Source organism: uncultured Ruegeria sp. (assembly GCF_947489545.1).
Lineage (GTDB): Bacteria > Pseudomonadota > Alphaproteobacteria > Rhodobacterales > Rhodobacteraceae > Ruegeria.
This window is the reverse complement of the sequence record NZ_CANLDZ010000041.1, coordinates 1-20,097: the sequence shown is the minus strand read 5'-3', so window position 1 is coordinate 20,097 and position 20,097 is coordinate 1. Positions and strand designations below refer to the sequence as shown.

At 53.4% G+C, this 20,097-nt stretch carries 12 protein-coding genes; 9 read left to right on the top strand and 3 right to left on the bottom strand.

The features are described from left to right. Positions 1-253: 253 nt before the first annotated feature. Positions 254-1,024, bottom strand: coding sequence for a hypothetical protein (locus Q1B13_RS25940; protein WP_299085601.1), 771 nt, complete (start codon positions 1,022-1,024; stop codon positions 254-256). A gap of 30 nt (positions 1,025-1,054) precedes the next feature. On the opposite strand from Q1B13_RS25940, the gene Q1B13_RS25935 reads away from it, so the two are divergent. The 9 genes from Q1B13_RS25935 to Q1B13_RS25895 all read left to right on the top strand — a co-directional run bounded on the left by Q1B13_RS25935 (position 1,055) and on the right by Q1B13_RS25895 (position 15,801). Then, a complete protein-coding gene (locus Q1B13_RS25935) occupies positions 1,055-2,032 on the top strand; it encodes a nucleotidyl transferase AbiEii/AbiGii toxin family protein (protein WP_299085603.1) in 978 nt (325 codons plus the stop codon). A gap of 484 nt (positions 2,033-2,516) precedes the next feature. Next, positions 2,517-3,329, top strand: a complete 813-nt coding sequence (locus tag Q1B13_RS25930; RefSeq protein WP_299085605.1) for a tetratricopeptide repeat protein — start codon at positions 2,517-2,519, stop codon at positions 3,327-3,329. Between the two features lie 408 nt (positions 3,330-3,737). Further along, positions 3,738-4,250 carry an invasion associated locus B family protein gene (locus Q1B13_RS25925; RefSeq protein WP_299085607.1) on the top strand — a complete coding sequence of 171 codons (513 nt, stop codon included), beginning with the start codon at positions 3,738-3,740 and terminating at the stop codon, positions 4,248-4,250. A 74-nt stretch (positions 4,251-4,324) separates the two neighbouring features. Then, positions 4,325-5,989: a ShlB/FhaC/HecB family hemolysin secretion/activation protein gene (locus Q1B13_RS25920; RefSeq protein ID WP_299085609.1), complete on the top strand. Its 1,665-nt coding sequence runs from the start codon at positions 4,325-4,327 to the stop codon at positions 5,987-5,989. 485 nt (positions 5,990-6,474) lie between these two features. Next, positions 6,475-6,690: a hypothetical protein gene (locus tag Q1B13_RS25915; RefSeq protein WP_299085611.1), complete on the top strand. Its 216-nt coding sequence runs from the start codon at positions 6,475-6,477 to the stop codon at positions 6,688-6,690. After that, positions 6,687-7,223: a hypothetical protein gene (locus Q1B13_RS25910; RefSeq protein ID WP_299085613.1), complete on the top strand. Its 537-nt coding sequence runs from the start codon at positions 6,687-6,689 to the stop codon at positions 7,221-7,223. Before Q1B13_RS25915 ends, Q1B13_RS25910 begins: the two co-directional genes overlap by 4 nt. Positions 7,224-7,476: 253 nt before the next feature. Continuing rightward, complete coding sequence (locus tag Q1B13_RS25905; RefSeq protein ID WP_299085615.1) at positions 7,477-14,532, top strand: DUF637 domain-containing protein; 7,056 nt, start codon at positions 7,477-7,479, stop codon at positions 14,530-14,532. Next, complete coding sequence (locus Q1B13_RS25900) at positions 14,529-15,089, top strand: hypothetical protein (RefSeq protein WP_299085617.1); 561 nt, start codon at positions 14,529-14,531, stop codon at positions 15,087-15,089. Before Q1B13_RS25905 ends, Q1B13_RS25900 begins: the two co-directional genes overlap by 4 nt. A gap of 160 nt (positions 15,090-15,249) precedes the next feature. Next, entirely contained in the window at positions 15,250-15,801 is a 552-nt protein-coding gene (locus Q1B13_RS25895; RefSeq protein ID WP_299085619.1) for an SMI1/KNR4 family protein, read from the top strand. A gap of 64 nt (positions 15,802-15,865) precedes the next feature. On the opposite strand, the gene Q1B13_RS25890 is transcribed toward Q1B13_RS25895, so the two are convergent. Then, positions 15,866-16,897, bottom strand: a complete 1,032-nt coding sequence (locus Q1B13_RS25890; protein ID WP_299085620.1) for a hypothetical protein — start codon at positions 16,895-16,897, stop codon at positions 15,866-15,868. Then, complete coding sequence (locus tag Q1B13_RS25885; RefSeq protein ID WP_299085622.1) at positions 16,894-19,500, bottom strand: FkbM family methyltransferase; 2,607 nt, start codon at positions 19,498-19,500, stop codon at positions 16,894-16,896. The genes Q1B13_RS25890 and Q1B13_RS25885 overlap by 4 nt, the downstream gene beginning before the upstream one ends. Positions 19,501-20,097 lie beyond the last annotated feature (597 nt).

Here is a 20,097-nt window from a genome sequence, read left to right as displayed (position 1 = left end):
TATTGGGGTGCGTGACGCGGTCAGAGCTAAACCCCCGTTCATACCGCGCCACGCTGTAACCAAGGGGGTATGGTTAGATTTCGGCCATATGGGGATGGAAAGCCAATACTGATGCACTATTGTGGAATAGCCGATAACTATGGCTGATAGGCAAACCGAAAGCCTGCCTGAACGTGTGGTGACCGGATATCTGAACCGGAGGATTTGTTGACCCGGAGGCAGTAACAAATGCCACCTCCGGGTCTCTTGGGCCTCATTCGGCTGCAATCACGCCTGGCTCGTCCACAGCGTGGCCTGATTGGATTGCAGTGAGAACGCGCAGCGCCTGGTCTTCTGGTTCTGCTGGCACGAACACCCGGAGCTGGTACTGGTGGATCTCGGTAAAGCAACCCAACGACTTGAGCCAGGGTAGGCTGTCTTTCGAAACTCCGGTGAGTTCCAACCGCTGATGCCCGGCCACGCGGCGGCGTTTCAGGCTGAACGCATTGCCCAGTTCGACGGCCCGATCCGTATCCAACACGATCCGGAGCATGTCCGTTGGTGTAGCCGCATCAAGGTCCATAAACTTGCCGCGCAGAACTGATGCCTGGGTCTCATCGAGCGCGCGGCCGAGCAAGGCAGGCCCCTCCTCCGGCTGCACCCGATAAATGCGAGTATTGTCACCCGGAATCTCCGTCCAGATCGGCAGGATCAACCCGGTCAGCAGATGAAGTTGGCGTGTCTCCGTATCGGGCAGCTCGGCAACCTCTGCATCCCAAAGAGCCCGAAACGTGGTAGTATTTACGGGCTCCCAGTTTGACCGCTCAAACGCCTCTTCGGTCAGGAAGCTTTTCTTCGCTGGACGCACCATCCGCCGCTCAAGAACCAACTCACCCTCCCCGCCGTAGACCTGCTTCGGCCGGGTAGCGATCAATGCGACCGAACCGGAGGTTGCATTGCGCATGGGCGCGAGACGAGGGTAATCTTCGATCACGGTGTCAGCACTGCGATAGAACAGGCGGTTCTCGATCGTCAGCGGAACCAATGAGGTGACCGCGCCCGTTTTATCGCACTTGTGCAATTCCTGCGGTGTGCCGGCCGCTTCGTCTTGAAAGGCGGTATGCTTGTGACCCTTTGGACCAAGGACAGAGGCCGGTTTACCAGGAACGTAGATTTCCTGTCGTTCGGTGCTGAGGACGAGGAAACCCTTAAGGCGGCCATTGCCGAGATTCTGGCAATCGACGCAGATGACGGCCTGATCTTTGACGACGCCAACCTTACAGCAGCACCGATCAGGGACGATCAGGTCTACGGCGGCATGCGCCTGAAGACGACTGCCTTTCTCGAAAAGACGCAGATTCCGATCACGATCGATGTCGGGTTCGGAGACGCGCTTGGAAAGCTCGACTACGGCTCACTGCTCGACTTTCCCTCGGCAGCGGTGCGCGCCTACTCCCCCGAAACGGTCATCGCTGAGACATTCCAGGCCATCGTGACACTCGGTATCATCAATGGTCGGATGAAGGATTACTACAACTTATGGGCGCTGCCGAAGGCCGTCGATCTCAATATGGACGAATTGCAGGCCAGCATTGAGAAAACCTTTGAGCGACGTCAAACGGAAGTGCCGAAAGAACGACCGCCAGGCTTGTCCGAGGCATTTGCCAGCGACGCGACAAAGTCTGCCCAGTGGCGCGCCTACTCCGAAGCCACCGAGATCGAAGACATGAGCCTCGCGGACGTCGTCGACGATATCTGGGCGATGCTTGAACCGATCTGCGCGCGCGTCGGTCGTGCAACGTTAATTCGAACTGCACGACAGGTGGGCTGGCGCCAACGTCTCCTCGATTTCAAAGATGTGTTTTTCCCGTTCTTTGCGTGCTGCGCACTCAGCCATCCACTTTTCTCTCTCAGCGGCCCAGAGCGCATCGGCTTTAGCTTTGGGAATGTACTTAAACGAGCCTGGGGGTTCGTGAAGCTCTTCACCAGTGTCGATGTTAAAGTGTGCAGTAGAATAGTCTGCACCATCGCATTTGTCGCTATTGCACCATGAATGATCGTAGGTGTCGACGAGTACCCAACGTGTCGTAAAGCTCGGCTGCACTCTCAAAAACCTCAATACGAGGCGTGTGGTAATTAAGACCGGGGGTCGGCTGAATGCTCTATGGGCACACCTAGAAACGCAAACCAGTCATCCCGCGCCGGATTGTTCTACGTTCCATATGTTTTGGGGGCGGTGGTGCTGTCAGACAAATTCGAACCAGTCCCAAACAAGCTGGCAGAGCAATCCTCCAATCGCCTATCGATAGCTTTTGGGTATACTAAAATAGCGCTTCAGTATTGGTTCCCGGGCGCAATATGGCCGATAAGTATCGACACTCCCTGAGGCGCTAGCGTGACGCGGCGGTGTGGATGGGATTTTTGCCTAACCGCGTCACGCATCGTCTGAATTTTCGGTTCCAGGTCAGTGACTAAAGGGAAGCGAGACGTAAACAGTTAATGTTCCCCTGCTAAACGCATAAACAAAAGGTTACGAAATGCGCATTTTGAAGACCGCTTATTGCGGAGCGGTGTCTGTATCTCTCGCGTGCGTTGCACTTGCGGACGTTCCAGCGGGCATAGTTGCCCTTGAAGCTGGCGATGTTTCCGGCGCGGTCGAGGAGTTTCAGGCCGGCTTTGACGACGGTGACGCGGACGGCGCGTTCTTCATCGGGCGTCTGTTTGAAATGGGTCTGGGAACTGAGCGTGACATGCGCAGCGCTGTCGAGCTCTATAGCGCGGCGGCCGATCAGGGGAGCGCGCTCGCGCAGAACCGGCTCGGCTTGATGTATCTGAATGGCGAATTGGTTCTTCAAGACTACCAGCGCGCAGCGGAATTGATTTGTGCGGCGGCCGAGTCCGGCGATGCCAACAGCGCGTTTAACTGCGGGCTGCTTTTAGCAGATGGGCAAGGAATTGACGAAGATACTGCCAAGGCCGTGACCTACTGGAAGCGAGCCGCTGAGCAGAACCACGTGGCGGCAATCAACTACCTGGGTCAGGCCTATCGCGATGGCGAAGGTGTTGAACAGAGTTATGAGACTGCTGTCGAAAACTTTTCGCGCACGGGAGGAGCTGGCAATCCGTTGGGTCTCTTCGAGCTGGCTAAAGCCTATCAATCAGGAAACGGCGTGGAACGGGATCTCATCAAAGCGCATGGCTATGCAAACCTGGCGTCTGCACGGGGTATGGATGAGGCCCGCATTCTCCGAGACACCTTAAGCACTCAATTGGATCGCGATGATCTGGAGGCAGCGCAGAAGTTTGCCCGCGAGTGGGAAGCGGCACCGCTGGATCAGGATGGGCCGTAGAGCGTGCAACCGATTTCAAATTCTTAAGCATACCAAACTGGTTACTTGAACCATGAATACAATCCACAAGGTTTCTGCCGTTTTTCTATTTATCCTGGGCGCTTGCACAGAGACGTCACCTGAGCAGCTTAAGGTGCTATATGGCGTTTCTCCGACTAGCGACGGTAGCTTTGCGGCGACAATCGAAGTTCGCGAGAACCGTGCAGCTCAGCAGGACAAGTTCAGTCAGAACGCGTTCAACGAGATTTGTGTGGGGCCCGCGATCATCACGTCCCGATCTGTTTCGGAACCTTTCAACAAACAAACGACATACACACAGCAGACCTGGAACCCGGCTATCGGCCAAATGGTACAGACGGCAAGCTTTCCGGTAAACACGACGCATGTTAGTGTGAAGTACATGTTTAAATGCGCATGAATAGCAATGCGTTGCGCCGATTGGCCAGCTGTATTGGTCTCGGCCTCTTCCACTCGACGGCATTGGCGCAAGTAACAGAGTTCCAGCCCACGGAGGAGGTGTTTTCGGATTGGCGTGTTCTGTGCCAACCCGCAGCGCAAAGCAGAGTTTGTCAGATGGTGCAAAGTGTTGCCGCCAGGGAGGATGGTCCGCCTGTTTTCCTTTTGAGCGTATCTACAGATGAAGACACGGGCCAAAGCTATGCCGTCATGACAGTTCCCGTTGGCGTCTATCTGGCTCCTGGTATTGAGTTGAACGTAGACAAACGTCGACCCTTCAAAGTGCTTTACGAAGTTTGCGACCAACTTGGCTGTCACGCCGGATTTCGCATGGACGGGGATGTCTTGTCAGCCTTTCGCAAAGGGCTGGAAGTAAGGGCCCGGGTCTGGACGGCGCGCGACAAGGCTGTTGATTTCCCGGTTTCGTTGTACGGGTTCACTGCTGCGTATGAACGGCTAAGCTGAGCGAGTGCCAATTGATGGGGAAAAAAGCTCAGGATTTTATCTTCTTAATTTTTATACTTGTCTTTTGGTGGCTTGTGAGCAAGACGCTGGCGCAGGGTATCTCGGCAGATGAATTACGGCGCATAGGCAACGATATCCAACAACAACAAGCCCAGCAGACGGAAGATCAGGAGCAACGTCGCCGGGACTTCGAAGAACGTGAAGATGTGGTGCAGGATCAAACCGCTGGCGCGGACCTCTATGCCCCTCCCCCGGGTGGCCCTTGTTTCGACATCCACAGTATTGACCTCGAAGGCTTTGAAGCTTTCAAGCGTGAGCCCGAAGGCTATCGTGATCTGGTCGGCACTTGTGCGACGGCAGCAGACATTGCGCAGACACTGAACGAGATCAACACGTTCTATCAGGAGTTGGGCTTTATCACGACCCGTGCTTATGTCCCTGAACAGGACATTGCAGATGGGTCTCTGGCAATTACCATCGTGCCGGGTCGCATCGAAGGCTATGTCTATGGAACCGGAAAACCAGCGGATGCGCGGCTGAATGCTGCCTTCCCGACCGGACGAGGAGATCTTCTGAATCTGCGAGACCTTGAACAGGGCCTGGAGAACATCAATGCGCCCCGGTCGGCAAGCGGCCAGTTCCAGCTCGTGCCCGGAGAATCCCCAGGCGGGTCCTTCATCCAGATTGATGTGCAGGATCAACGTCCGTGGTATCTGGATTTCCTGTTTGACCACTCAGGGTTTGAATCCACGGGACGGATCAAAGGCACCAGCACCTTTGGTCTCGACAACGGGTTGAACCTCAATGACCAGTTGAGGATCGGGATCACCACCACGCCGTTTGAAGAGCGTGGGGAACGCTATTCGGATTCTGTTTCCGTCAACTGGGGTCTCCCGTTGGGAAACTGGCTGTTCAATGCAGATCTGGGGGCCAGCGATTATCGGTTTATCACCCAAGGCATAGACCAGTCCTTTGTCACTGAGGGGCGCAGCCAATACCTGATCCTGCTGACGGAGCGTCTGTTGATGCGGAATCAGACCTCTAAGGTTTATGCCTATGGTGACCTGAAACTGAACAGAACCAAAACCTCGATCGATGACATCGAGATTACCAGCCAACGCCAACGCCTGACGATTGCCTCATTGGGTCTTAGGGGTGAACAGACAATCGGACCGGGACGGCTCTTCTGGAACCTTGGCTTGAAGGCTGGGCTTGATGCCCTGGGGGCTGAGATTCCGGAACGCAGTGTGATCGATCAGGAGTTCCGTCTGGTGAAGCTCCGCACAGATTTCTCCGCCCCTATTAGAAATAGCGGACTGAATTATCGAGGAACGCTGTCCGGGCAGTATTCGGACGACATCCTGCCGGGGATTGAACAGTTCGGTTTCGGTGGATGGAGTACGGTTCGGGGCTTTCACGACGATAGCCTGTATGGCGAAACCGGGATTTACCTAAACAATACGGTCGAATGGAGTGCCTACAAAGCGCCAAGGCTCGAGTTGCTCATGAACGCAGGCCTTGACTTTGGATATGTGAAGCCCTCCGCCTTGCGCCGTTGGTCACAGGATCATCTGGCTGGTGTCAGCTTGGGTGCGGATATCATAGTGAACAATCAAGTTACCTTGCAGATGCAGGTTGCACACGCGTTGAGCCGGCCTGATGACTCCCCACCCAACACCAACCCAGCCTTCGAGTCTGACAAGACCGTTGGGTATGCCAGCCTGAGGTTGCAGTTCTAACAAAACACTTTCGGAGAATTAAATAGGCAAGTAGTGGGACTATTGTCGTCAAGAACCGTTTCAGTTCATCAACTTAAAGCTTTTCGGCACGGGGTATAGTGGCGCATTTCTGGTAAGCGGCACATCTCCATAGCCGATTTCTATCTTAAAATAGTGCATCGGTATTTCTCCTTATAGCGATCTGGCTCTACGGTTTGAGCATTGGCGTGTTGGTGGGCGATCCTTTCCATATACCCATCGACCGCCCTCACCCCCTTGAGAGGGTGTTGCAGTGGATAGCGAGACTTGGCCAAAGAAGGAGAGCAAGGTTTCTATACTATGGGGAGCCTGCAATGCGCCAAGGTTCGAGCCACTCACGAACGCTGGCCTCGATTTTGGTTATGTCAAACCCTCAGTCGTACGACGGTGGTCACCGGATCATCTGGCTGGTTTCAGCGTGGGCACAGAATTCATGGTTAACAATCAGGTCACCTTGGAGAAGTTTGGTGGCACGCGCGTCGAGTCGGCCTGATGAGGCTCCGCCAAACACCAATCCAGCTTTCGAGTCCGATACGACTGTTGGCTATGTCAGTTTCAAAATGGAGTTTCAGAATGACAGTGTAAATCTGGGCAAACTGTTGGAATCAAAGCTGTTTACAGCGCTTGGCTATACCAAACTAACCACGGCATCGAAAAACGATAAGGAAACGATAAAACAATGACTTCAAAAATTGCACTGTCCGCGGCTGTTGGCTTGATACTTGCCGGCTGCGATAGCTATTCACCGTCGCAGTACCAAAGTAGCCCGTCAAATGTAATTGCTTTGCAATCGATCGCAGCGACTGGAAAGACAGCATCTGTTGGCACAGTCACAGTCGCCGAAGGTGTAAATGCGCGTCCAACTTGCCGTTTGGCAGGGCCTATTGATGTTGGCGGCGGCGTAGATATTGCGACTGCTGTTAAGCAGGCTTTGCAGGCCGAATTCCTTGCAGGAGATATTTACAGCGCTAGTGGTATCCCGATCAATGTAGAGATCACCGAACTGAAACCGGATTCCGTTGTAGGTCAATGGACGCTTGGACTAAAAGTTGACTCTGCCAAGGGAGCAGGCTTCAACACGAGAACCATCCACAAGTTCACAACCAGTTTCAGCGCCGCAGCGGCATGTAATAATACAGCCGATGCCTTTAACAGAGCCTTGGCAAGCGGTCTCAATAAAATTGTCACCGACCCGCGGTTCCGCAATTTGCTGTAACCTTGAGCCAGTGAGCAGCGCCGCGCCTTGCAGCAAGCTTGTGTTAGCCTGAGGTCGCAGTTCTGATGAGGTGTTTCCAGAGAGTTAAAAAGGCAAATGTTGACCGGATGCGCGTTCGCATCCCAGCAGACAGGCGCTTGCGTCTGCAAGCTGCCGAGAAGGCACGGCGAGAAGCAGCGCATTCGGGTTCAACACTTCCTGAACGTGCTCTTAAATCTTTTTACCCCTCATTTTCTTTCGGGAAGTTGTAGCCATGCGTAGACGTGTTTTCGAACAAGTTATCTCTTCGGTCCTGGCACTGACGCTGACGGTGCAGCCTGCCCTACTCCATGCGCAAAACATCCAGCATGTTGGGCCGAATTCGGGTCCGCGCCCACATGTGGATCAGTCGCTGAACGGCACAACAGTCGTCAACATCTCGACCCCGAATGGTGGTGGCGTCAGCCACGATGTCTACACTGACTTTCAGGCAGATGACCTGATCCTGAACAACTCGGCCTCGATCACCAACACGCAGTTGGGCGGGTTCATTGAGGGCAACGGCAACCTGACACCGGGGCAAGAAGCCAATCTTTGGATCGGTGAGGTTGTCGGGGGGAATCAAGCCCAACTCAATGGCATTCTGGAAGTGGCCGGGAGGCGCATGGATGTGGTGGTTGCCAATGAGTTTGGGATTACCTGCAACGGCTGCGGATTCATCAATACTGGCCGCGCCACATTAACCACCGGAAGACCTCAATTTGGCGGCAATGGTGCCCTCACGGGGTTCGATGTACGTCGCGGCACGGTCACAATCGGGGCTGAGGGTCTGAACCCGGAAAGTCGGCTGGCGTTGACAGATACCAGCCGCGTCGACGTGATTGCGCGAGCGGCTGCGATCTACGGTGAGATGCGTGCAGATCAACTCAATGTCGTCGCTGGAGCCAACCAGGTCGACTATAACTGGTCTTACGATCCGGAAACCGGTGCGGTGATCGGAATTACCGAACAGGTCGGAGAAGGTGTGACCCCGGCATTGGCCGTGGACGTTGCAGCCCTGGGCGGTATGTACGCCAATGCGATCCGTCTGATTGCAACCGAGGACGGCGTGGGGGTGCGTCTTCACGGAAATATGGCATCCTCGACCAATATCGCACTGCGCGCCGATGGCCAACTTATGCTCGGTGCATCGTCAGGTGACCATACGCCCCAAATCCGCGCGGGAGACCGTGTAGAGATCCGCAATCAGGGACCAATCCTTCTCGAAGGCGCGATTACATCCGAGAGTGGTGACCTCATCGACATCAGAACCAGCAACGGCGACCTGACTTTCAACGGTCAGGCAGCTGGGGGCGCGATCCATCTCGAAAGTGCCGGGATGCTGAACATCTCGGGCGCAATTGTCGCGCGTGAGGCGTTTGTAGCTGCGTCAACCGGTGCTGCCGTGGCGCTGGACGGCAACTCCGAAGTCTTCGCGCAGTCCATCGACGTTGATGCGCTGACGCAGCTGACTTTCGATGGCAAGGCGACTGCCCTTGAAACGGCGTCGCTGACAGCCGGAACCGAGCTTGTGACAGGTGTCAGTTCGGAACTTGTTGCAGAGTCTGTAGCTCTTACTGGACGTGACGCTCGGATCGAAGGTCAGGCTCAGGCGCTCGAAGCCCTGACTATTGAGGCGACAGACGGGAGTGCTGAACACACGGGCATATCCCGTGGGCAAAACGTCACAATAACAGGTGATGAAGTTCAAACCGGCGACGGATCGCAGATCGCCGCAGTGAACGATTTGCGCATCACTACCACAGAGCAAGCAGAAATCAGCGGAGAGCTTGTCGCCGGGGAAGAGCTTACGCTCAAATCCACCTTGGCTGGGGTCGCTGTCGAAACGAGTGCCGAGATTCTGGCAGGGTCTCTGGATATTGAGGCACAGACGCGTCTTGTCTTTGATGGCAAGGCTGCCGCTCTTGAGATAGCTTCCGTGTCAGCCGGAACCGAGCTTGTTACCGGGGCAGTGTCAGAGCTTCTGGCCGACAGTGTAACGCTCACCGGAGCCTCTGCGCAGCTGTCTGGTGAGGTCCGGGTCGTTGAAGGACTGACGATAGAGGCCACCGATGGCGCGGTCACGCATAGCGGCGTGTCGCGCGGGCAAAGCGTCTCGATAATTGGCAACGGCGTTGAGACTGGCGATACGTCTCAGATCGCTGCTGTGGAGGGTCTCACTTTAACAGCAGTGGATCAGGCCCTCATCGACGGCGAGATGGCTGCAGGAGCAAAGCTTGCACTTACATCAACCGGGGCGTCGGTCACCATTGAGGATGAAGCTGAACTGGTGGCCGGCACACTCGATGTCAACGCCCAAACCCAAATCGATTTTATCGGGCGGGCCGCGGTTCAGAACCAGGCCACTCTCACGGCGGTTGCCGAAGTTGCAACCGGAGACACGTCCGAGCTTGTGGCCGGATCAATCATCTTCTCCGGGGCAACCGCAAAGATCGGTGGGCAAGCAGAAGCACAGGGCAATGTTTCTATCGAAGCCCGAGATGGCGCGCTGGAGCATTCAGGTAGATCTCGCGGGCAGTCCGTCACCCTGTCCGGTGATCGTGTGCAAACCGGGGACAGCTCGCAGGTTGCAGCCGTCGCAGAACTGGAGGTCACGGCAACGGATCGAGCGGTCATTGATGGCAGCCTGAATGCGGGTCAACTGGCTGACCTGACTGTCGGTTCGGGAGGTATGGACCTGCTGGGGCAAATCAATGCCCGCACCACCGATATCAGCGTCTCAGGACAAACCACCCTTGATGCGCAAGCCCTGGCAGTGGGGCAGTCGGTACTGGAGTTTGAGTCCGCCTCAGTGAGCGGAGGGCTCAGAACTGCCCATTTCGATCAACTTCGCGCAGGCGATGGTCTTGCGATTACGCTGGAAACGGGTGGGCTTAATGTCGCCGGATCAGAAAGAGTTGAGTTTGACGGAGACCTCCTGCTCGATCTCGGCGGTGACCTGGAAAACCAGGGTACAATCAAAGCGAGCGGTGACCTTCAGCTACGCAGTGGTTCGGATTTGAACAACCGCAGCGGTCTGTTGAAGTCCGGCGAGACAATGCAGCTGGTCGCTCGCAACGGCACCGTCCTCAACAAATCCGGCCGCATTGAAGCAGACGGTGGTCTGGCTATCGAGGCGGAAACCTTTGACAATCGTTTCGACAGCATTGTGACTGAGCCCTCGCCGTCAAGTGTTGAGGTTTTCGCGGGCACCCCGGACAACAAGACACTCTCCCAAAACGTCTTTATTGATCCGGCTGATCTGAAATTATCCAGCTGTAGCCAAAGTCGCCAAAACAATTCGGGGGCAGCACTCGGGGGCAGTTGCGCTACAATCTTCGATTTCAATGGTGTCAGATCAAACATCGGAGGCGTGACGTGGAGCTCAGGCAGCACAATCACCAAGTCCGGCGCTAATCCGGAAATTCTGTCCGGCGCAGGGATTGCGATCCAGGCGGACACGGTCATTAACGATGCAGGGCTGATCTCCGCCGAGGCTGGGGTGGAAATTGAAAGTGCCCGCTTTGAGAACAGAGCATATGAGGACGACAAGGTTACTCATACAGCAACTTACACACGCCAGGAAACGGTCGAGGAGAACTTAGGAGGAGACAATGGCTGCGGGTGCCTGACACGCAGGACGGAGACTGTTTCTTATTCTCCGGTGGATCGGGCAGAGGCAGATGGCACAAACGCAGCAACAGGTATGATTTTGGCGGGCGGAGCCGTCAACATCAACAGCACGACTGTTCACAACGATGCCAACATTATCTCTGGAACCTCAAGTGTTGTTTCTCCACGAGAAAACCCCATCGTAACCCAGGCGTCTCTGCCTGATCTCGTTGTTGCGGCCGCATCCCTGACGCCAGTACAACCGGATGTCCTGAACCTGCCAGCATTGGCACCGGTTCAACCGGATGTAGTGAACTTGCCGTCGCTGGACCCGGTCCAGCCCGACCTTGGAGATTTCGCGTCACTCGACAGTCTTATTGGCGAAGGACGAACAAATTTTGGTACGATCCTCGCTTCCTTTGAAGATCTTCTCGCCTCAGACTACCTCGTAGATCGGCTGCAAATCCAGGATGAACTGTTTCAGAACATAGACCGACCAACGGAATGGAACGGATATCAAAGCGACGGCGTCAGATATGAGGGTGGTAACGCTGTCCAAACATCAGGTTTTAACTTCAACAACGGATTTGGCGACCGGTTCGGCTTGTCTGAAAGCGGGCTGCTCGCGTCGTTGGATAAAGCCAATACTTCGACCAGCGGTGATCTGACGATCAATGCTGGTCAGATCACCGGTTCTGGTGGATCTCTGATTGCCGAAGATGGCTCCCTGTCCCTGACATCCTTTGGTGACATTACCCTAGAGGACACCGAACTTGGTGGCGACCTTGTCGACATCATCACAGGCGGAGATTTCTCCGGCAAAGCCCTGGTGATCAGATCAAGTTCTGACACATCGATTTTTGCTGCGGGTAACGTCATTATCGAAGGTCTGGCGCAAACAGAAGAGTATTACACCAATTCAAGCGTCACCAAAATCACCGAGAACCTCGCGTCCCGCTTTGAGGTCGGTGGCGACCTATCCATCATTTCCTCTGCCGATATGATGCTGGCTGGTGTTCAGGCGCAAGTCGTTGGTGACACGAGACTAACGGCGGGCGGTAGCCTCTATCTGCTCGCCGAGCAGAGCAGTGTTGAATACAGCGCAGGCGATGAGAAGAACGGTGAAGACACTCTGTCTGTAAAAGCAGAGGTCACCCAATTGACGACCGGCGGAGACTTCATCGCCAGCGCCGGCGGTGATGCAGTTCTGGTCGGTACGCAGATTGATGCGGGTGGAGAGGTTGAATTGGCTGCCGTACAGGATGTGATCCTAACGGCTGTGCAACAGATCGAACGTTCTGAAACTCGTCAGACAAGCCGCAACTTCTTGGCAACAAAAAGGGAAACGCATGCGTACTTATCCGTCACGAACCGGGGTGTAGGAATAAACGCCGGAAGCGGTATCAACATTCTAGCCCGGACGGGTGACCTGAACACCGCAGGGACGGAATTTGCCAGCGCCTCTGGTGACATCAACCTCACTGCGACCGAGGGTAACATCCTCGTCGGAACCTACACCGATGTGTTTCAGGAATCGCACACGAAAGAGAGGGGCTACCTTGGTGGTTTGCTGAGCAAGTCCAGCCAAGTGTACACGGTCGATCACATCAATACCGGTACCGACGCCCTGGCGGCGCTGGACTTGAGCATCGTATCTGGCAAGGACACCACTCTGGTCGGAGCAACACTCTCCGCAGGTCAAAACCTGAACATCACCACCGGGGGTGACTTCTCGGTTCAGGCAGCCATCGACAGCCACCGCTCCGAGTTCTTCGAGACCGACATGGGGCTGGTCACTCTGACCACTGTTGAGGAGAGCAGCTTTACCGAAACTGCCGTTCTGACCGAGTTGCTGGCTGGGCAAGGCATGAGTTTTAACATCGGCGGGGATGCCGAGTTGGTCCTGTACCAAACGGCAGGTGTCGATGCGCCCGACCCACAAGATCTCTACCCCGAGGAGCTTCTGGCCATCGACAGGCTTGAACTGATCAGCCAGGACCTGACGGATGAGTATTTCTACGAAGAAAATGACCGGCTCTCGCCAGCATTCAAAGCCCTCGTTGCGATCGCCATTGCTGCCTATATAGCGCCACACTTGGTCGTTCACATCGGCCAGAGTGCTGCCGCTGCAGCAGGCGCGGCAACCACAACAACGTCTATTGCTGGGTTCACAACCGCAACAACAGCAGCATCAGGTATTCAGCTTACAGCACTTGGAACGGGAATGTCAGCGGCGATATCCAGTGCAACTGTTTCGACGCTGGATAGTTTTGTCTCTGGTGATTTCGATCTCGAAGAAATCCTCAAAACAGCTGCATTCTCAGGTGTTACCGCAGGTCTGACTGCCGGGATCAATCTGGAAAGCGCAAAAGGAGACTGGTTCGATTTTGGTGTGGAATTCGGAGACGCGGCTAAAGATTCGGTATTCGGCGTTGGTACAACAAATGGATTGTCCTTCGCTAATGTGCTCGAAGGGACGCTTGATGCCGCGATCACTTCCGGCCTGAACACTGCCGTATACGACACGGACTTCCTAGACGGATTTACTACTTCAGTTGTGACGACTGCCGTAAATCTGACTCTTGCAGATGCACAGTTTGAAATTGGACGGCTCGGATTGGATGAAGGGTCAGTTCCACATGCGTTCCTGCATGGCATCGCTGGGTGTGCAGCGGCGGAGGCTCAAGGGGCGTCTTGTGCCGCAGGTGCGGCCGGAGGCATAGCCCAAAGCCTTTATGCCGGCACAACAGAAGAGTTGGACCGGCATCTGAATGCAGAAGAGTACACGGACACAGCTGAGTTTATCGGAGCCTTTGCGGGCTTCCTGTTTTCCAGCGGTGAGGCTGAAAATGTCAATGTAGGCGCTCTCGTGGCGGAATCAGGCTTTGAAAACAATGCACTCTGCGGAGGAATCTGCATTGGCGCATTGATCGCAGCTGGATACGTCACACTGACCGGGAAAGGCAACCCGATTGATGGTTTGCAAACAATCGGGCGCGGGGAGGATTTGCTATCAGAGTTGGCCGCTGCGGGCTCGGAAAAAGGTCTTTCGTTCGCATCCGAGCATTTCCCGGAACAAACTGCAGCCGTCATTGACGCTCTTGTCGCAACAGGCGAAGTCGCAAATGTCGCGATCAGCTATGTGGATACTGCGACAGGCAATGTTGTAAGCGGAACCTGGAATGAGCTGCCAACCGGCGTTCAGGATGCGATCAAAGGCGGCGCAACGATTGCAACTTTTGTCATCCCTGCAGGAAGCGCCACCAAAATCGGGAAGGCCATTCCATCACACAACGGACTGCGTATCACAATCCGCGATCATTATAATCATCACAGAGAGATGACGAATGATCTAAAGACTCAGCTCGAAGATCAAGGCTACCGTGTTTCGGACCGGGAGATTTCTTTTGGTAGCTCTTGCGGTACAGGCCGTTGTCGCCCGGATATTGTGTACGAAACACCTGATGGCAAGCTAGCCATTATTGAGGTCAAAACTGGGAATGCAGATTTGACAATACGTCAAAGTCAGATCTATCCACAAATCCGAGATGGCAGTTCGATTCCACGTGGACAGGTGGCTGCTGATTTTGGATTGAAGCCGGGTGTTCCGTTGCGCGAGCAAGGTTATCCGAATGGTATTCCCATTGAAGTTCGTAACTTTCCGGGGGCGCAGAAATGAAAACGGCAGACGTGACAAAAACACTAGAGGTTTTAGGGTGGGAAACACACACAGATGAGGTGGGAGACAAGTTTACCCACTTCTATTTGCCAGACAGAACGATTCAAATCATCTATGGCGTGCGAAAATTTAGCAATGCGCAACAGCTTGAAGCTATGCTTTCATTGTCAACGGATGCGTTTTCCAAGGCTTGCTCGGAAATAAGCGGTGATGGGGCTGGATACACTCCGCTGATTCGAGCTTGGAAAGGCATACGGATGAAAGTTCCTGAAGTATTGGAAGAACATGTTCGGCAAGTATCTAGTGAATCAATTCAGTGGGCTAAGGGACAAGATCTAGAGGCTGGATTGAAAACAAATGCCTCTTTGCCGACAGATGCTCCGGGAGCGCGAGCAGTTTGGCACCTGGGGGCCTTGGCGGTTCTTGGAGACATAGCACGCCTTCGATCCTATCAGATCAGTTTTGAGGCTGGAGATCGCCTTGGTTTCGTGAATTACGTGACAAGGGGCTATATAGACCGCGCAGTAGGTTTAGCTCAACATTTCTCCTGCAACTAGTCGTCTTCTTTCATCAATAAAAGCAGCTCTGTAAGATAGTATGCCGCAATGATGATTAAATTGATCAACCAGGATAATACGATGCGGCGATTCAATATGTGCAAAACTACGCTAATACTCTGGGCCCAAATGACTTCCTTAACCCATAGGGAATTCTTGAATGACTGTTTTGCTTCAAGACGTTATCGATGAAATCGATTTGATTGATGACCCAAATGCGCGTAAACAACCTTTGCCAGACGACGCTCTCATAGCGAAATATGAGCAAGCTATTGGTTTCACTTTTCCTGACGATTACAAGTTGCTTCTGAAAACGGTCAGCAACGCATTCGTTGGCTATATCTCTCCCTTCACATTGAATGAACAACTTCTAGAAGAATATGGTGATCTCCGTGTCGGGGTCGATGAAGGTCGAAAGGTTGGTGTGCCGCAAGATTGGCTTCCAATCTGTGAAGACAATGGCGACTATTATTGCATCGCTCCAGACGGGAGCGTCCGATTTTGGGATCACAATGGTTCATCATCTGAATCATGGTCTACTTTAGCAGTCTGGGCAAAAGAGGTTTGGCTGGAAGTCAATCTCCATCACGCTCACCTAAAGAAAAGATACAAAAACCTAAACTCTGCACGTCGCAAAAACCCAAGCATCGCCCGAATCAAATGCGTGACAGTCTTTCGAGGTAGAAGCGTCATCAACCTACCATCGCGTTGAAGAGATGCGTTTCTGAATTACTTATGCGCCAGGTCATCGTTTCATTTAAAACCTGGTGCAAATGTCAATTGCGCATCAGATCAGTGTTTTTCTCGAGCCATCGCTGATAGCCGTCTTTGAATGGATCTGGGTAACTTTGCCTGAGATCTTCGCGGTCCCGATATAGTTCTCGGGCACCTTTTGGGATCTTTGCGCCATTTTGGAAGACGCCATAATACCACCAACCAGAGGGGATCGCATGATCAGTGAAGCGAATAACTTCGCGCTCATACCATGCCCAGAGTTCGTAAACCTCTGAGTTTTCCCGGGCATACCTTTCGGTCATTGTGTCCCCAATTGATCCAAGTTTGGTAAAATGATAAAACCGCAACGGAACACCGTTAATCAAAAGGTCCCCATCGGTGGAAACCGACACCGTTCTTTTACTCAGATTCCAGCTGGCAACGTTGTATCCAGGATCTCGCAATACCTTGACACTGTCAAAGTAGCAGGGGATCAGATTGCACCACTTCTGATCTACAAAAACACCTATATCCAGGCGATCATAACACCATGTGTTAAGGCGTTCCGTCCACCAATCGGCAAAAGAACGTGCTTCTTCATCATTTCGGACTGCAAGAAACCCAAGATTATAGGTGCCGTAGTGTAATGAAATAATCTCATTGTCGCGCACCGCGATTTCCTCAGTGTCGGGAGTGGTCTGGTGTGGGGTCAGAACAATCGACCAATTATCCAGCAACTCGACAACGGGTTGCATCGTGGAAAAGACAGCAATGTCCGGGTCGAAATAGATGACTTTCTCGACCCCACGCTGACCCATAATATACTTGAGCGCTTGCCCTTTGACAGCGGTGCACGCCTCCACGATGTCATGGCGAAACAACCAGGGTTCGGTCGACTCGCCGTACAATTCATCGGCGGTCACCAAGCGATCGAAGTCTTCATTTTCGATGGAGAATTCGAAGCCTTTTGGAGGATGATCCGTCAAAACGGCCCAAATAACCCAATCTGGATGCTGACGCCTAAGCGAACTTGCCAAAACGCGTGCCCGATTAAGATAGCTAAATGAAAAGCTTGTATACGCGTGTACTGTCATTTTACGCTCATCTTTATAAGGTGGGGGATCGCCATATCGCTGTATTCAGATGACAAAACCTCCTCGCGCCGCCGCTGGCGGGATTTTTGAACCAGCTTCTTGCAAGCATCGCTTTTTGCCCAGGCGACGAGGTCTTTGCCGCTGTCCAACACTACTCCACGGCCCGTTGAATTAACAAGATTAGCAACATTGCCAGATTGCCTGTGTGTCACAACATAGGCTGAACTTGTCAAAGCTTCGGCCGTCGTCAACGAGAACGTTTCCGGCCACGGTGCGAAGTGAATTACCAAATCAATCCCCGCTACCGACAGAGCTCTTGACATTGCATCAGGGAATTGGCTTGCCCTTACATCTACCCTATGCTTGACAATGCTAAGGTTCACATCCGTGTTGCCAAAATAGTGGAATTCCATGTCGGGATTAAGGTATTCGGCCTCTACCAACGCTTTGAATTCGTTCCATCCCTTGTGCAGCATTGGCGCACCTACGAATGCAATTTTCACTGCGGTCTTCGTACTATGATCTATTGTAGGCAGTGGTTGAGGTCTCGGTTCGCTCTTTAGTACCGTATGAGGTTGGACAATCAGATTGTGTAGTTCATACGCACAGGCTTTAACCCAAATGTCTGCTGCAACCTGAGATGGTGCCAGTGCAGTGATCTCAATGCGTTCGAAAAACTCCCGGAAGCGTTCCATATGAGTGGCACGCCCGTTGCCATATTTGCAAATCGCACAACCTTGTGAGGCCGGATCCGGTGCGTTGCAATAACTGAGATTGTTTCGCAGCAGGTTATAGCTTTGGCACACAGCAAAGAAATCATGTAACCAATAGCACGCCTTCCCATCACAACTCGCTTCAAGCAACTGCGCCACAGCTTCAGGCGAGTGGCCTAACAGGTGGTGAATGACGCACTGAAAGGTCTGACCAGCTGAGATCCGGTCGGAAGTAGCGGCAATTAATTCGGAATAACGCGCGACCCCGATACTTTCGCCATTCAACACCAGACGGAAGACGGCAGCCTCTGTTTCTGCGTTTGACAACAGAGCGTTGCAAGTTCGAACGGGATGAATATTCAAATAATCCATCCCTGCCTGGTCGGCACGATCCGCTTCGATTTGAATGCAAATTTGAGTGCCACCGGTCACTTTTCGATAGTTATCGTGGCTTATGCTAAGTACAACTTGGTTGCGCCCCTCAGCGAGCCTGTCGGCAATTGCGGGCGCATTGAGCACGGGCTCGGATAGCTCAGGCAAGGGAGCCAGAATCGCTTCCGAACTACGAGAAGCAATCATGTTTATGACTTTTGCCCGATATCCGCCCGTCGGGATCGCAATCCCAGCCTCAGAGAGCGGGCCACCACCTAGCAAACTTCGCAACGCCCCCAACTTGGCCAGCGCGATCTGCGGCCCGCCGGTTGACTTTAGCAGGTTCCTAGTAGCACGGCGATGTTTGGCGTTTATCCTGAAATACAATGCAAATGGTAACTTACGCACACGTTTGGCCAATCGAACCGTGTAGTCGTTTTCTTCTCTCCACTGCTCCAGCAAAGGCACCAATTCCGAAGCCTCGGAATAAACCTTGTTTTGCAACGCCAACAATTTGTTCTTGTTGCTTAGTACTTTTTGTTCGAGATCCGTTACAAGGGCGTCCCGTTTAATTATCTTTTGTTTGAGGTCCTGTTCTCGGCGACGCGCTTCAAAATGCGCATCGGGAACTTCCAGGATGGAAGCCGCGCTTTGGTTTGAAAGCGTTGTTTGGCAATACTGAGGCTGTTGCAGTAGTAACAACACTAGGTCATCCAGTGTTTTGATCTCAATTAAGAGGTGCTTCTCTATAGGTCCTGAAAACAATTCTAACTTCTCTGCTGGCAGAAAAAGCAGACCGCACTCGGCACCATCAGAAAAAATATTCTCTTCCGATTTGTTGAAGTTTTCAGATCGAAACGCCGGCGTGATCAGACCGTAGCTAACATACCCTCGCTCAGACATATACTTGTATATCTGCGCCCCGGAGGACAGATCTAATACCTCACAAAACACAACAGGTCGGTCCTGAGAAAGAATTCTATTCGCGCCTTGCAATGCTTCCAGTTCAGACCCTTCAAGATCAAGCTTAATAAAGGAGATTTGCCCAAGAACCTCGTCATCGAGGCGCACCACAGTAACTGTACCACCTGTTTCGCATGCCGCTATTCTGGTGGCCCCCGCATTATCTTCAAGAGCCTGGGAAACTTGGCCTGTACCTGGTTGTGCTCCCAAAGCGGCTGCCCTCACATCGATGTTGGCGGCCGGGGAGGCGTTTGCATTTAGTTGTAGGAACTGGCGGTTCTTGGTAATGGGTTCAAAGCTGATGACTTGGCCGTTCGAACCAACGGCGTGCGAAAACGCGCGTGAGTGCGTTCCAAAACATGCTCCGCCATCAACGACTGTATCTCCATCTTTTAGAAAATCGCAAAGAATATTAAGCTCGGATTGAGCCCACTCACCATACTTGCGTAACGATTCCGATATAAGGTCGTTCCCGTTTGGGATAAAAAACGGGCCATATCGGGTTTGGACCGACGAACTCAATTGCTCGGGTACCTCCCGAGTGATTTCTCGCATTGTTTTCTCCTTGGCGCGCTTAAACAATTGCCTTCTCAATTATCCCGACCATGTTTGTTGAGCGAGTGATGGTCGGGCTGGAAGCTGGGGTATTGGTCTGTCATTGTGAAACTCTCCTGTGAGGATATTGAGCACAATCGAGGCAAGGCACCGCCCTGCCCGTCAGGCAGTCAGTTGGGTGGCACAATTGCAGGAATTGATGTTTTGGCACCGGCCGGAGGTGTTGCCCCAGCCTTAACCAGAAGCGAACCGCCGTCAGGGGTCGGCCGCGTTGCTTTCGCGCCGTCCGCTCTGATCGTGATAAAATGTGCGGGGTGGTTGCAGCTAGTCGCGCACTGGTGACAGCCATATCGCGCGTTACAATGGTCGGAGACGATCGCGTCAGGCCATCCGATCCGGAAACCGCGATCAGACCGCCAATTGATCCACGCGCGATGGTCGGCCTGAGGCCGGGTGTCAGATTGTAAGAATGATTTAGCCGGTAAGTGCCGCTGTCTGCGCCAGAGCGCAGCGACCGCTCTGAACCGATGAACCGATGAACCGATGAACCGATGAACCGATGAACCGATGAACCGATGAACCGATGAACCGATGAAC

Excerpts from the sequence above, each read along its gene's own strand:
- Q1B13_RS25930 (WP_299085605.1), top strand. The coding sequence starts at position 2,517 with ATGCGCATTTTGAAGACCGCTTATTGCGGAGCGGTGTCTGTATCTCTC.
- Q1B13_RS25925 (WP_299085607.1), top strand. The coding sequence starts at position 3,738 with ATGCGCATGAATAGCAATGCGTTGCGCCGATTGGCCAGCTGTATTGGT.
- Q1B13_RS25910 (WP_299085613.1), top strand. The coding sequence starts at position 6,687 with ATGACTTCAAAAATTGCACTGTCCGCGGCTGTTGGCTTGATACTTGCC.
- Q1B13_RS25905 (WP_299085615.1), top strand. The coding sequence starts at position 7,477 with ATGCGTAGACGTGTTTTCGAACAAGTTATCTCTTCGGTCCTGGCACTG.
- Q1B13_RS25900 (WP_299085617.1), top strand. The coding sequence starts at position 14,529 with ATGAAAACGGCAGACGTGACAAAAACACTAGAGGTTTTAGGGTGGGAA.
- Q1B13_RS25895 (WP_299085619.1), top strand. The coding sequence starts at position 15,250 with ATGACTGTTTTGCTTCAAGACGTTATCGATGAAATCGATTTGATTGAT.
- Q1B13_RS25890 (WP_299085620.1), bottom strand. The coding sequence starts at position 16,897 with ATGACAGTACACGCGTATACAAGCTTTTCATTTAGCTATCTTAATCGG.
- Q1B13_RS25885 (WP_299085622.1), bottom strand. The coding sequence starts at position 19,500 with ATGCGAGAAATCACTCGGGAGGTACCCGAGCAATTGAGTTCGTCGGTC.